Source organism: Paraburkholderia sp. J12, from assembly GCF_905220215.1.
Lineage (GTDB): Bacteria > Pseudomonadota > Gammaproteobacteria > Burkholderiales > Burkholderiaceae > Paraburkholderia.
This window is the reverse complement of the sequence record NZ_CAJMZC010000018.1, coordinates 84648-97899: the sequence shown is the minus strand read 5'-3', so window position 1 is coordinate 97899 and position 13252 is coordinate 84648. Positions and strand designations below refer to the sequence as shown.

Genomic DNA, 13252 nt, shown 5'->3' with positions numbered 1-13252 from the left:
TGCGAAGCAGATGCTCGACGATCCGAAGGTGCGCGCGGCGTATCTCGGCGAGTAAGTCGTATGCCGCTGCTTCAGGGTTGTCGGCAGCACAAACAAAAGCCGCATGGGTTTGACGCCCATGCGGCTTTTTTCATGGCGTTCGCGCGAGCGCCACGCGGGCTTCGGCTGCTTACTCCACGGCGGCTTCCGTCACCGGTGCCGACGCTTCCAGGCGCTTGCCGAGGCTCACCACGGCGTCGGCGCGATAGCCGAGCGACTCGTAGAACGCGAGCACCTCGGGCTTGCTGCTGAGCACCTGCAGATTGAGCTTCGGGCAGCCGCGCGCGGCGAGCGCAGCTTCCGCATGACGCACGAGCTGCGTGCCGATGCCGAGCCGGCGCGCGGCCGGATCGACGGCGAGCGAATAGAGCCAGCCGCGATGCCCGTCGTAGCCCGTCATCACGGTGCCGACGACCGCGCCGTCGTCGTCGCGCGTGGCGACGAAAAACAGTTCGGGCTGCGTACCGAGTTTGTTCGCGATCGACAGATGCGGATTGCGGTGCGGGCGAGTCGTGTCCCGGTACTCGGGAAACGCCTGCTGCCACAGCGCGATCACGGCATCGGTATCGGCCGGTGCGAAGGGGCGAATCGAAACGGACATCGTGCGTGGCACTCCGTCAGGTTGCGGCGCTTACAGCGAATCGAGGATCGTGCGCAGCATCGACAGCATCTGGTCGATCTCTTCGTTCGTCACGTTCAGCGCGGGCATGAAGCGCAGCAGGTTCGGGCGCGCGGCGTTGAGCAGCAGGCCGTCCGGCTGCATGAGGCGCGCCTTCTCGACGATCTGCGGGCCGATGTCCTTGCCGAGCAGGAGCGCACGCAGCAGGCCTTCGCCGCGCTCGCCTTCGAAGCCGCGCTCGGCCGAGAGTTCGAGCAGCTTGTCGCGCAGGTAGTCGGCGCGCGCGCGCACGCCTTCGAGGAAGCCCGGCGCCACCAGTTGCGAGATCACCGAATAGCCCACGGCGGTCATCAGCGGATTGCCGTTGTAGGTGCCACCCTGGTCGCCCGCTTCGAACACGCAGACGTCCTGCTTCGCGAGGAGCGCCGCGAGCGGCACGCCGCCGCCGATACCCTTGCCGAGCGTCATGACGTCCGGCTCGATGTCCGAGAGCTCGTAGGCGAAGAGCGTGCCCGCGCGGCCGCAGCCGCTTTGCACTTCATCGACGATCAGGAGAATGCCGTGCTTCTGCGTGAGCGCGCGCAGTTGCTGCATGAACTCGCGCGTGGCGGGGATCACGCCGCCTTCGCCCTGGATGGGTTCGAGCATCACGGCAACGGTCTTCTTGCTGATGAGCTTTTCGACCGACGCGATGTCGTTCAGATCGGCCTTCGGGAAACCCGGCACCTGCGGCGCGTAGATCGTGTCCCAGCCGGGCTTGCCGCTGGCGGACATCGTCGCGATGGTGCGGCCGTGGAAGCTGTGGTCGAACGTGATGATTTCGTAGGCGCCGTCGCGATGTTTCCTGCCCCACTTGCGCGCGAGCTTGATCGCGCCTTCGTTGGCTTCCGCGCCGCTGTTGGCGAAGAACACCTTGTCGAAGCAGCTATGTTCCGTGAGGAGGCCGGCAAGCTTCGCCATCGGCTCGTTGTAGAAAGCGGGCGAAGGGTTGATGAGCAGGCGCGACTGCTTCTCGAGCGCCTCGATCATGCCTTCGTTGCAGTGGCCGAGGCTGTTGACGGCCCAGCCCTGGATGAAGTCGAGATAGCGCTTGCCTTCGTTGTCGTAGAGCCACGACCCCTTGCCATGCGTGAAAACGATTTCGGGCCGGTTGGTGATGTACATCAGCGACTCGATCGGGTACTCGGAAAAATTCATGGCAACGGGCTCCGCGCTCAGGATGACAAACAGGTTGGCAGGGAAGCCGCAACGGTGGCGGCCGGAAAAACAAAAAGCCACGGCGGGCCGTGGCTTTCGTGATTCGAACTGCTGCGCGTGAGTGTCACGCGCGTCCGCGACGAGGCCTGGCCCTAAAACGGGGGCGAGCGGCGACGTCGGAGAGTGGACAGGATGCGGTTCATGGGCGCAAGAATACGACAAGCCGAACCGCGGTGTAAACCGTCAATGTTGCGCGACGGAAGAATTTTTCGTGACGGCCGCCGCGCATTTCAGGCGCGCTGGGGTGGGCAGCGCGCCTGAAGCATGCTTCAGACCGCGTTCGCGAGGTCCGCGGCGCTCGTGAAGGAGTCCGCGTAGAACTCGTCTTCGGGCAGGCCGTGGTGCTGCGAGAAGTCGCGCTGGGCCGACTCCACCATCACCGGGGCGCCGCACGCGTACACCTGGTAGCCGGACAGGTCGGGCAGGTCCTCGATCACGGCGCGGTGCACGAAGCCCGTGCGGCCGGTCCAGTTATCGCCGGCGGCGGGCTCGGAGAGCACCGGCACGAAGCGGAAGTCCGGAATGTCCTTCGCCCATTGTTCGGCGAGCTCCATCAGATAAAGGTCTTTCTTCTGGCGCGCGCCCCAGTAGAGCGTCATCGGCCGGTTCAGGTTCTTGTGAGCCGCATGCTCGACGATGGCCTTGATCGGCGCGAAACCGGTGCCCGAAGCGAGCAGGACGATGGGCCTGGCGGAATCCTCGCGCAGGAAGAAGGTGCCGAGCGGCGCCTCGAAGCGCAGGATGTCGCGCTCTTTCATCTGCGTGAAGACGTGGTCGGTGAACTTGCCGCCCGGCATGTGGCGGATGTGCAGTTCGAGCGGCCCCTCTTCGTGCGGGGCCGTCGCCATCGAGTAGCAGCGGCGCGTGCCGTCCTTCAGGACGAATTCGAGGTACTGGCCGGCGAGGTACTGCAGACGCTCGTTCGCGGGCAGTTGCAGCTTCAGGACGATCACGTCGTCGGCGCGGCGCTCGATGGCGGCAATGCGCGTGGGCAGCTTGCGCACCTGCATGTCGCCGACGCCCGCCACTTCGCGGATGTCGATTTCGAGGTCCGTCTGGGCCGTCGCGCAGCACAGGAGGGCCATGCCGCGCGTGCGTTCGTCGTTCGACAGCGCGGAGGCCGCGTGGGCGCGCTGCTCGATTTCGCCGCTGCAGATCGTGCCTTTGCACGAGCCACAGGCGCCGTTCTTGCAGCCGTACGGGAGGCCGACGCCCTGGCGCAGGGCTGCGTTGAGGATGGGTTCGTCCTGCTCGACCTGGAACTGCCGGCCGCTTTGCTTGAGCGTTACGTTGAAAGCCATATTCGAGTGAAGCGTAAGTCCTGTAATCCGTCGGAACCGAGGTCGATCCTGGAGCGACGGCTTAAAATGGGTCCACCATGATTACTACACGAACCTTGCGCCGTGCGCGCATCCTGATCGTCGGTTGCGGCGATGTCGGCCTGCGCTGCGTCGCGCTGTTGCGTTCCCGTGCGCGCGTGTTCGCGCTGACGAGCCAGCCGGCCCGCACGGCGGCGCTGCGCGAGGCCGGCACGATACCGCTCCTCGGCGATCTCGACACGCGCGCGAGTCTTGCGCGTCTTGCCGGGCTTGCCCGCACCGTGCTCCATCTCGCACCGCCCGAAAAGGACGGCGACGAAGACATGCGCACCCGCCGTCTGGTGGCCGCGCTGAGCGCGCGCCGCCGTTCGCCGGCAAGGCCCGCGGGCCCCGGCTCGCGGACGACCTGGCAAGCCAGAAAAAGCCTTTTGCAGCAAGGACCTGCGGCACGGACACCGCATCTGCCGGGCCCGCGCAGAACATCCTCTATTGTACCCGAGCGCACTGCCGGGGCCGTCCATACCCACGCCGGCGTGAAGCTGGTCTACGCCAGCACGACGGGTGTCTATGGCGACTGCGAAGGCGCGCTGATCGACGAAACCCGGCCCGTGCGGCCGGCCAACGCGCGGGCCAAGCGCCGCGTGAGCGCCGAGCGGCTGCTGCGCCGCGCGACCGCGCGTGGCGCGCTCTCGGCGTCGATTGCGCGCATTCCCGGCATCTATGCCGCCAACCGCCTGCCGCTCGCGCGTCTGGCGAAAGGCACGCCGGCGCTGATCGAGCGCGACGACGTGTACACGAGCCACATCCATGCCGACGATCTGGCGGCGATCATGGTGCGCCTCGTGACGCGCGGGCGCCCCGCGCGCGTGATCCACGCCTCGGACGACAGCGAGCTGAAAATGGGGGAGTATTTCGACCGCGTGGCGGACGCCTTCGGCGTGGCCCGCGCGCCGCGCGTGAGCCGCGACGAGGCCGAGCGCAGCCTCGAGCCCACGCTGCTTTCGTTCATGCGCGAATCGCGCCGGCTTTCGAATCGGCGCCTCAAGCGGGAACTGGGCGTGAAGTTGCGCTACCCGAGCGTCGACGACTTTTTGCGCACGATGCCGCCGCACCCGTGAGAGAGGACGCGGCGGCATGGCGCAAGCGTGCCGTTCACGTGATGGCCGGCAGCGCCTCGAGCAGAAGGAAGCAGAACAGGGCGCCGATCAGCACGCCGATCAGGTTCGGGTGATAACGGTGGCGCACGTGCATCCAGACCAGCAGCCCGCCGATCAGGAGCACACCCAATCCTACGAACGCCATCAACACCGTTGAGATTTCGAATGTTCCGTTGATGAACATATCCGCCCCCTTCAATGCATCGCTTGTAATCGTTGTGTTTGTAATCGTTGTTTAAACGAGTATAGGGCGAAACGTCAGGAAGAACATGTTGCGCCGCGGCGTGGCGCGAGGTGTTTTGGGATGCGAAGGTGCGTTAGCGCACATAGCCGCGGAGCGTGCATTCGCGGCGGCTGGCCGGGTGCTCGTCAACCCTGGCGCAGTGCCTCGAGTTCGGACGCGCCGAGCCAGCGCCAGGCACCCGGCGCCAGATCCGCGGGCAGCGTCAAGCCGCCGATGCGCTCGCGGTGCAGCGCTTCGCAACGATTGCCGGCTGCCGCGATCATGCGCTTGACCTGGTGGTACTTGCCTTCCAGCACCGACAGTTCGAGCTCGTGCTCGCTGCGCGCGCGGGCATCGACGGCTGCGACCGGTTCGCGCTCGCCGTGCAGCAGCACGCCGGTGCGCAATGCCGTTAGCTGCGCGTCGTCGAGCGGGTGGCGGGTGGTCGCCACGTAGAGCTTGGGCACCTTGCGTTTGGGCGAGGTGAAGGCATGCACGAACTGGCCATCGTCGGACAGCAGCAGCAGGCCGGTCGTATCCTGATCGAGCCGGCCGACGCACTGCACGCCGCGGGCCGCAAACTGCGCAGGCAGCAGATGAAAGACGCTCAGGTGATGCTGCGGATCGCGCGAGCATTCGTAGCCGGCGGGTTTGTTCAACGCGAGATAGGCGCGCTCGTGGTACGGCCATGCCTCGCCGTCCACGCTGAAGGTGAGCCCCACGGGGTCGAACGGCGCGAGCGGATCGGTGCAGACGATGCCGTCAACGGCAACGCGCGCGTCGGCGACGAGCGCCCGGCACTGGCGGCGCGAGCCGAAGCCCTGGCTGAAGAGAATGCTTTCGAGATTCATGGAGACCGGCGGACGGCGTCAAACCGCTGCATTCTAACCGGCGCGCAGCACTGCGGCGGTGCAGTGGCGAAAGGGCGGAACGGGGACTGCAGGCTTCGCGACGCATTTCACGCAGATGGCGTAACGTAGCGCGATGCATTGCGGATCGTGGCGATGGGTGCATGGCATGCATCGCACGAGATCCATCCTTTTTCCGGCGTGGCGCCCGTGCGTCGCGCATGAGCCCACGAGGAGGACAGCATGGCGAACACGATCGCGGATTTTCTCGCGAAGACGCTCGAAGCGGTAGGCGTCGAACGTATCTGGGGCGTAACCGGCGACAGCCTGAACGGCCTGACCGCGAGTCTGCAGCGTCTTGGCACGATCCGCTGGATGCACACGCGGCATGAAGAGGTGGCCGCCTTCGCGGCCGGCGCCGAGGCCGCGGCCACGGGCCGGCTGGCGGTGTGCGCGGGAAGCTGCGGGCCCGGCAACCTCCATCTGATCAACGGTCTCTACGACTGCCATCGCAACCAGGTGCCCGTGCTGGCGATTGCTGCGCATATTCCCTCGACGGAAATCGGCCTTGGCTACTTTCAGGAAACGCATCCGCAAGAGGTCTTCAAGGAGTGCAGCCATTACGTCGAACTGGTGACGAATGCCTCGCAGTTTCCGCGCGTGCTCGCGACGGCGCTGCGCACTGCCATCGACGAAAAGGGCGTGGCGGTCATCGTCCTGCCGGGCGACGTCGCGCTGCTCGAAGCGACTGCCGAAGAACCGGCGTGGGCTCAGTCGTCGCGACCGGTGACGACGCCGTCTTCGGCCGACCTCGACCGGCTCGCCGATCTGCTCAATCGCTCCGAAGCCGTCACGCTGCTGTGCGGCAGCGGCTGCAAGGGCGCGCACGACGAGGTCGTGGCGTTTGCGGACGCGCTTGGCGCACCGACCGTGCACGCGCTGCGCGGCAAGCAGTACGTGGAGTGGGAGAACCCCAACGACGTGGGCATGACCGGCTTGATCGGCTTCAGTTCGGGCTATCACGCGATGATGTCGTGCGACACGCTCGTGATGCTCGGCACCGACTTCCCGTATCGCAACTTCTATCCGCAGCACGGCAACATCGTGCAGATCGACCGCAATCCGGCGGCGCTCGGCAAGCGCGCGCCGCTCGCGCTCGGGCTCGTGGGCGACGTGCGCGAGACGCTGCGCGAGCTCACGCCCAAGCTCACGCGCAAGACCGACCGCCGCTTCCTCGAACGCGCGAAAGAGCACTACAAGGACGCACGCAAAGACCTCGACGATCTCGCGCGCCCGGCTGCGGCGGGCAAGCCGCTGCATCCGCAGTATGTGACGGCACGCGTCGATGCGCTCGCGGCCGAGGATGCGATCTTCGCCGTCGATGTCGGCACTCCTACGCTCTGGGCAGCACGCTATCTCACGATGAACGGCAAGCGCCGGCTGCATGGCTCGTTCAATCATGGCTCGATGGCGAACGCGATGCCGCAGGCGCTCGGTGCGCAAGCCGCGCATGCGGGGCGGCAGGTGATTTCGCTTTCGGGCGACGGTGGCCTTTCGATGCTGCTCGGCGATATTCTCACGACGCGGCAGCTCGATCTGCCCATCAAGATCGTTGTCCTGAACAATGGCACGCTGGGCTTCGTCGCGATGGAGATGAAAGCGGGCGGTTATGTCGAATCGGGCACCGACCTCATCGCGACCAATTTCGCGGACATCGCGAAAGGGGCCGGCATCTTCAGCGTGCGGGTGGAGACTTCGGAGGCGCTCGACGATGCCTTGCGCGAGGCGTTTGCGCACCCGGGGCCGGCGCTCGTCGACGTGGTGACGACGAAGCACGAACTGGCGATGCCGCCGAAGCTGCAGTGGGCGCAGGCGAAGGGTTTCAGTCTTTATATGTTGCGCGCGGTGTTGAGCGGGCGCGGGGATGAGGTGATCGAGCTGGCGCAGACTAATCTGCGTTAGGGGGTGTGCTGAACGGACTGTATGCGACCAGGGTCCGCGGATGCGGGGCCTGGTTTTTGGATCCGGTGTTCGGGCCGGAATGGACTATCGCCGGCAACTGGCACTTCGGGCTCGAAGGGTTTTTGTCGTCTTGCGCCCAACCTGGACAGTCAACATGACTGTCATGTTGCCGACATGTGCGTGGGCTCTCAATCGCTTGCAGAGACGTCACCCTGCAGGACAACGGCATCACCATGCCGTCACGCAACGTCGGTAACTTCAACATCCCCAGGGAATCCTTCCGGGATCTATGAGGGCGAGTACCCTTACAATTTTCTATCAACGGCGGTAGGTTGCTGGGGCTGAGCGGCGCCGAAAAGGGGCGGCCCTATATCGAAATTACAAGCTGGAAACATTCATTTCAAATTAATACGCCAGGCTACAAGGCCATCGCGATCAACGATTCCACCAGGAGCCCCCGTGATTACAAAGCAGGATGTTGTTGCGGCTTATCAGCTACTTTTGCGTCGAGCACCCGAAAGCGAAGAGGCAATCGACCACTGGCTGGAACGTTGCGCCTACCCTGACGAACTGGTGAATGGGATTCTCGGTTCCAAGGAGTTCGAGGTCGGCCTATACAACCGTTCGACGCCCACGTCATCGATCCGGCCTTCTGACGAAGAAATCGTGGCCAGGTTTGGCGTCTACCCAGAACCGGATCTGGTGCACTGGCTGAGAAATCTTCCGGCCATCGAGGGTATGGTGTTGCCCAGCAGTGCATACATCTCAGCCGCTCTGGCGCAATTCCAGGCACGTAACGATTACCGTGGAAATATCGCAGAGATCGGCGTCTACCACGGCAAGTACCTCGCTGGCCTGGCGACGTCGATTCGACCCGGCGAGAAGGTCATCGCGGTTGACCTGTTCGAAGACCAGGATCAAAACGAAGACGTTGGCGGATACAGCGAAGCCGGATTCGAAGCTCCTCTTCGTGCACTAACACAAGACGTGTTTGCAGAAGTCATGTCGACCTATGCGCCGCACGCTGAACTGCTAACAATCAAGCGCTCCTCACTCAATGTCACTGCGGACGAACTTATGCCGGACGGCCAGCGGGTTCGATTCTTTTCGGTCGACGGAGGTCATACTCATGATGTTTTTCTGAATGATCTCCGTCTGGCGGAGACGACCCTCGCGCCGTACGGCATTGTCTCGATCGACGACATTTTGAATCCTGACTGGCCCGGCATCATCACAGCCGCGGTACGTTACTTTGACGGCACAACGAAGCTGCGCCCTGTAGCCTTTATTGAAAACAAGCTGCTTTGTGCGTACGAATCGCACGCTGACATCTATCGAACGGCGCTTCGCAATATCGCACCTCGTTCACTCAGACGGCGTGACGTCGAGTTCTCGAATTACACGGCTGACGAATATGTCGATGGCTTCGATCTGTATGCGTTCCTGCGATCGTTGCCGCTCTGAACTGAACTGAACAGGCAGGGAAGTCCCATGATTACAAAGCAGGACGTGGAGTCGGCATATCTGCTGCTCCTCGGGCGTCCCGCAGAGCCCGGCGCTATCGATCACTGGATGTCGAGCGCATACAACACGTTTGATCTCGTCAAGGGAATCATGGGTTCGGACGAGTTCCGGGAAAATCGGCTTCCTCGCCTGGTTGATGCCGGAGTTTCGCTTTCGTTGGCGCCCTCGGCCCAGGGGATATCGACGCATTCAGACAGTGGTCCGCCGATGCGAGCGGCTATTCATCGAGGCATTCGCGAGATCGAAGTCGTTGCGATCAACAGGCCTGAGCCGCTGCCCGGCACCGTCGTGATCAAGGTCGGCGCCGCGGGGATATGCGGCACCGATTTGCATGCATATCGCAAGGACGCAAGCCGGCACGATCGTCCGCATGGTCACGAGTATGCCGGTGAGATCGTCGAAGTCGGCGGAGGTGTCTCACCGGCGCGCATGGGGCAGCGCGTCACTGCCGACTCGTTCCTGAACGCGATGTGCGGCGTCTGCGAGTTCTGCGTCGGTGGCAATCCATTTCACTGCACCCATAAGGCACTTCCGTTCCGGTCTGGTGGATTTGCTGAGTACGTTCGCGTTAAGGATTCGGCGACCTTCGACCTCCCGGATTCGGTCGACGATGCACTCGGTGCGCTAGTTGAGCCGCTCGCCGTGGGCGTTCATGCCGTGCGACGAATTGGCGTCAAGCCGGGTATGACAGGCGTCGTGATCGGGGCTGGCGCCATCGGCCTCGGTGCTGTAGCAGCGGCACTCAACGCAGGCGCGACGCAAGTATTCGTGGTTGCCAGACACGCTTTTCAGGGTGAGCTTGCAAAGGCAATTGGCGCGACCGATGTATTGCCAGTTGATCTCGGCGCAGCGATCAATCGCGTACTTCAGGCGAAACCTCACGGCGTTGACTTTGCCATCGAAGCGGTCGGTGGTTCGCAACCGACGCTCGACCAGGCCAGCCGATTTGTACGGCCGATGGGTTCTGTTGCCATCGTCGGCGCGTTCGATCCGGGCTTCAAGGGTGTCGAGTTATATCCGCCCTTGATCAAGGAGCTCACGTTCCACTTCTCCAACTGTTATGGTTATCTGGACAACAGGCACGATTTTGAAATTGCAATCGACCTTCTGGCGCACAAGGGTGATCAGCTTCGCGGGCTGATCACCCATCAGTTTCCAATTGATGATGCAGCTCGTGCTTTCCAGGTCGCGGACGACAAGCAATCTGGTGCGGTGAAGGTTCAGATTCAACCGTAGTCAAGAATTCAACGCTGAAGGGTTTTCTGTAATCGCGAAAGCTAAATGTATGCTCGACAGCGGCAGCATCGGCGATTACATTACCGCGTGCATTCTTGCAAAATTTTTCCGACGGAGCGAGACAAGATGCCAAGTACAGCCGACTTCAACGATAACCAGATCTATACCGGAATTGATCCACAAGACCTGACAATATTCGAGAAGTACCGGAACCCCGCCGCTTGTCCAACTCCAGGCTTCTATACTGACTTTATGGGTGTCAGGACACGCCTGTCGTACTTCGGAGTAAAGGACACCCACTTCGGCGAGTCGGTTGGTGAAATCCCTTTCCCCAGCGATGGGCTACATGCCGAGGCGGTTGAGTATGTTGCGGCCCTCTATGCTGTAGACACATCTGCCCCGTCGTCTTTTACCGCCGTAGAGTTGGGCGCCGGGTATGGGCCGTGGTTAGCCTTTAGCGCCAAAGCCGCGCAGCATAAGGGCGTGAAGAAAATCAATGTCATTGCCGTAGAAGGAGACCGGCCGCGCCTCGCTCTTCTTCGCACCCATTTTGAAGATAACGGTTTACCCGTTCCTGATCAAAGCGGTTCAGGCGTGCTCGGTGATGTACGCTCAAAACTGGTCCACGGAGCCATTTCCGATACTAACGGTACCGTAACGTTCGGCTCGCAAAGCGTTCACGACTGGGGGGCTGCGCCGGTAGAAAACGGGGAGGCCGTTGATTATCGTGGCCTTGAAATAAGTGGCGAAGCGGTCGACTCATACACGATCGAGCATGTTATCCGCGATCTCCCGTCGGTCGATTTCCTGCACATGGACATACAGGGTTTTGAAGCGCGCGCGGTGCGTGCGTCTCTCGACGCTCTGCTCTCTAAAGTTCGTGTGATGCTGATTGCCACGCACAGTCGCCAGATCGAAGGCGAACTGTTCGAGATGCTTTTTGGGCACGGGTGGCGCATCTTCTGTGAGAAGCCTTGCAAGTTCGCGCGAAAGGAAGCCAACAATCTGGTGGCGCTCACAACTGTCGATGGCACACAGGTTTGGGTGAATACGGCCTTGGACGAACAACGGAAGAGCCTTGAGGCGCTCGGCACCGTCAAGGCACAAACGTCGCAACACGAATTGAACGTTGCCCTTGAACGCACCCAGTCCCTTGAAAGGAAGCTGGAGCAGGCAAATGAATCGATTGCCGCCTTGAGGCGCGAGGTCGCGGCCCTTCGGGATTCAACGAGCTGGAAGGTTACCGCTCCGCTGCGCAAATTACGGAGCGTTATACATTGACGAGGCTTGGGACCTGGGTGCCCGCGGCTACCGGCGGGTCAAACTTTACTGCATAGCTGGCCCCGGCAATCATGCTTCGGAGCGGTTTGTAGCATTGCTTTCTCTCAGCCGCATCAAAACAATCCCCAAACCCGGCTTGCTGGTGCACTCGGCATGCTCTGATGGCGCCGTGCCCCATTTGTTGTGCGACGGCGCAGGGTACCTTGCGTAATCGCTGGAGCAGGTTGGTTATCCAGACATGCATCGATCTTTTCCGGCCGGGGAGCGCTGAGCTACCATCCACGGTTACGAAATCTTCCGGGTAGGAAGAGCTGGGCAGCATGCAGCGCGAACAGGCGAATAAAGAACGAGAAATGCAATCTCTGGCTAATGCTTTGAAAGGTGTGGCGAGAGCCTCCAAGAAGGCTCCAGTCGTCGGCCGGATATTTGATACGGTCCATTTTGCAATCTGGCGCGGGCGCATGGAGCGTGACTGGGCACGCCGCTACGAAGAATCGCCTCTCGTGGCGAGCGCGGCTGGCGATCCGCCATCGCTTTCCCGAATCACGTCGCAACTGTGCACGGCAACGCAGTTCCGCGAGGGAGCATATGGGCGCTGGTGCCGCGAAATGCGCACGCCCGCGAGGTTCGCGCGCAAACAATGGGAGTTCGTCTACATACTCGAGGCCCTGAGCCAGCACGGGATGCTTCAGCCGGAAAAGACGGGCTTGGGGTTCGGCTGCGGGAATGAGCCGCTCGCCGCGGTCATGGCGAAGCATGGGGCTAAAGTACTGGCCACCGATCTCGCGACGGCGGAAGCCACAGACAAGGGCTGGGTGGAAAGCAATGAGCACGCGGCGACGCTCGACGGGCTGAACGATTTCGGTATCTGCGACTGGCCCACGTTCCGGCGCAATGTCGGGTTCGAGTTCGCGGATATGAACGCAGTCCCCGAGAAGTTCGACGGCCAGTTCGATTTCGTATGGTCGGCGTGCGCGTTTGAGCATCTCGGCTCGATCCGCCATGGCCTGGACTTCGTCAAAAACTCCGTGCGTTGCCTTAAACCGGGCGGGGTGGCGGTGCATACCACCGAATTCAATCTATCGTCGAATGACCAAACTCTCGAAGATCCGGGTTGCGTCATCTTCCGGCGTCGGGATATGGAGCTTCTTGCTACTGAACTCGAATCACTCGGGTACGAGGTGGCGTCATTCAACTTCAATCCGGGCTCAGCGCCGATCGACCACCACATTGATGCGCCGCCGTACGGTATTCCCCACCTGAAGCTTGCTCTCGAGGGATACGTGGCAACGTCGATCGGCTTGATTGTGAAGCGCCCGTTCGGCTCCTGATGTCGATGACTGCAGGTAACCCCAAGCTAGCTCGCTGCGTTTGGCAACCTGGCGCAGAAAAAGGTGCTTCTTGTGCTGTGCTGGCGCTGTGGCACACCTGGACGACGATTGCTGGAACCCCAGATAACCTCCGGAAAACCCCCACCGAGGCGGTTGTTTGTGATGGCTGAGCTCGGGGATAATTTGCAACAAAAAACCCCGCGAGACTAGATCTGGCGGGGTTTGCTGGTAAAACGTCGTGAGCGTTTGGAGAGTACTTGGTGCCTCGGGCCGGAATCGAACCGGCACTCCTTTCGGAACCGGATTTTGAGTCCGGCGCGTCTACCAATTTCACCACCGAGGCAGAACCCGACTTTGAATCTGTCGCCATTTACGACGGACGCCCATCGGGTAGCCGGAGATTATGGCGCAATTCCTGCCATCGGGCAACTGCAGTCAGCCGGCGCCGCTTACGGC

At 62.2% G+C, this 13252-nt stretch carries 11 protein-coding genes and 1 tRNA gene; 6 read left to right on the top strand and 6 right to left on the bottom strand.

The window, feature by feature from the left end; all coding sequences use genetic code 11:
• Positions 1-169 precede the first annotated feature (169 nt).
• The 3 genes from U5760_RS27985 to U5760_RS27975 all read right to left on the bottom strand — a co-directional run bounded on the left by U5760_RS27985 (position 170) and on the right by U5760_RS27975 (position 3216).
• Positions 170-640, bottom strand: a complete 471-nt coding sequence (locus U5760_RS27985; RefSeq protein ID WP_322015549.1) for a GNAT family acetyltransferase — start codon at positions 638-640, stop codon at positions 170-172.
• Positions 641-670: 30 nt separating this feature from the next.
• The gene (locus U5760_RS27980; protein ID WP_322015547.1) at positions 671-1855 is read right to left on the bottom strand and encodes an acetylornithine transaminase; all 1185 of its coding nucleotides are present in this window, start codon (positions 1853-1855) and stop codon (positions 671-673) included.
• 329 nt (positions 1856-2184) lie between these two features.
• Positions 2185-3216 carry a CDP-6-deoxy-delta-3,4-glucoseen reductase gene (locus U5760_RS27975; protein WP_322015546.1) on the bottom strand — a complete coding sequence of 344 codons (1032 nt, stop codon included), beginning with the start codon at positions 3214-3216 and terminating at the stop codon, positions 2185-2187.
• Between the two features lie 77 nt (positions 3217-3293).
• On the opposite strand from U5760_RS27975, the gene U5760_RS27970 reads away from it, so the two are divergent.
• Complete coding sequence (locus U5760_RS27970; RefSeq protein WP_322015545.1) at positions 3294-4352, top strand: NAD-dependent epimerase/dehydratase family protein; 1059 nt, start codon at positions 3294-3296, stop codon at positions 4350-4352.
• A 34-nt stretch (positions 4353-4386) separates the two neighbouring features.
• Here the strand turns inward: U5760_RS27970 and U5760_RS27965 are convergent, their stop codons facing one another.
• Together U5760_RS27965 and U5760_RS27960 are read right to left on the bottom strand one after the other, a co-directional pair.
• Complete coding sequence (locus tag U5760_RS27965; RefSeq protein WP_322015544.1) at positions 4387-4575, bottom strand: hypothetical protein; 189 nt, start codon at positions 4573-4575, stop codon at positions 4387-4389.
• A gap of 185 nt (positions 4576-4760) precedes the next feature.
• Positions 4761-5465: a 16S rRNA pseudouridine(516) synthase gene (locus U5760_RS27960; RefSeq protein ID WP_322015543.1), complete on the bottom strand. Its 705-nt coding sequence runs from the start codon at positions 5463-5465 to the stop codon at positions 4761-4763.
• Between the two features lie 240 nt (positions 5466-5705).
• On the opposite strand from U5760_RS27960, the gene poxB reads away from it, so the two are divergent.
• The 5 genes from poxB to U5760_RS27935 all read left to right on the top strand — a co-directional run bounded on the left by poxB (position 5706) and on the right by U5760_RS27935 (position 12796).
• Positions 5706-7424, top strand: coding sequence for a ubiquinone-dependent pyruvate dehydrogenase (poxB, locus tag U5760_RS27955; protein ID WP_322015542.1), 1719 nt, complete (start codon positions 5706-5708; stop codon positions 7422-7424).
• Positions 7425-7883: 459 nt separating this feature from the next.
• The gene (locus U5760_RS27950) at positions 7884-8888 is read left to right on the top strand and encodes a class I SAM-dependent methyltransferase (protein WP_322015541.1); all 1005 of its coding nucleotides are present in this window, start codon (positions 7884-7886) and stop codon (positions 8886-8888) included.
• A gap of 27 nt (positions 8889-8915) precedes the next feature.
• Positions 8916-10184, top strand: coding sequence for an alcohol dehydrogenase catalytic domain-containing protein (locus U5760_RS27945; RefSeq protein WP_322015540.1), 1269 nt, complete (start codon positions 8916-8918; stop codon positions 10182-10184).
• A gap of 126 nt (positions 10185-10310) precedes the next feature.
• On the top strand, positions 10311-11465 hold the full coding sequence (locus U5760_RS27940) for an FkbM family methyltransferase (protein WP_322015539.1): 1155 nt from the start codon (positions 10311-10313) through the stop codon (positions 11463-11465).
• A gap of 320 nt (positions 11466-11785) precedes the next feature.
• Positions 11786-12796 carry an SAM-dependent methyltransferase gene (locus U5760_RS27935; protein WP_322015538.1) on the top strand — a complete coding sequence of 337 codons (1011 nt, stop codon included), beginning with the start codon at positions 11786-11788 and terminating at the stop codon, positions 12794-12796.
• A 258-nt stretch (positions 12797-13054) separates the two neighbouring features.
• Here U5760_RS27935 and U5760_RS27930 read toward each other — a convergent pair.
• Positions 13055-13139 (bottom strand) — tRNA-Leu (locus U5760_RS27930).
• Positions 13140-13252 lie beyond the last annotated feature (113 nt).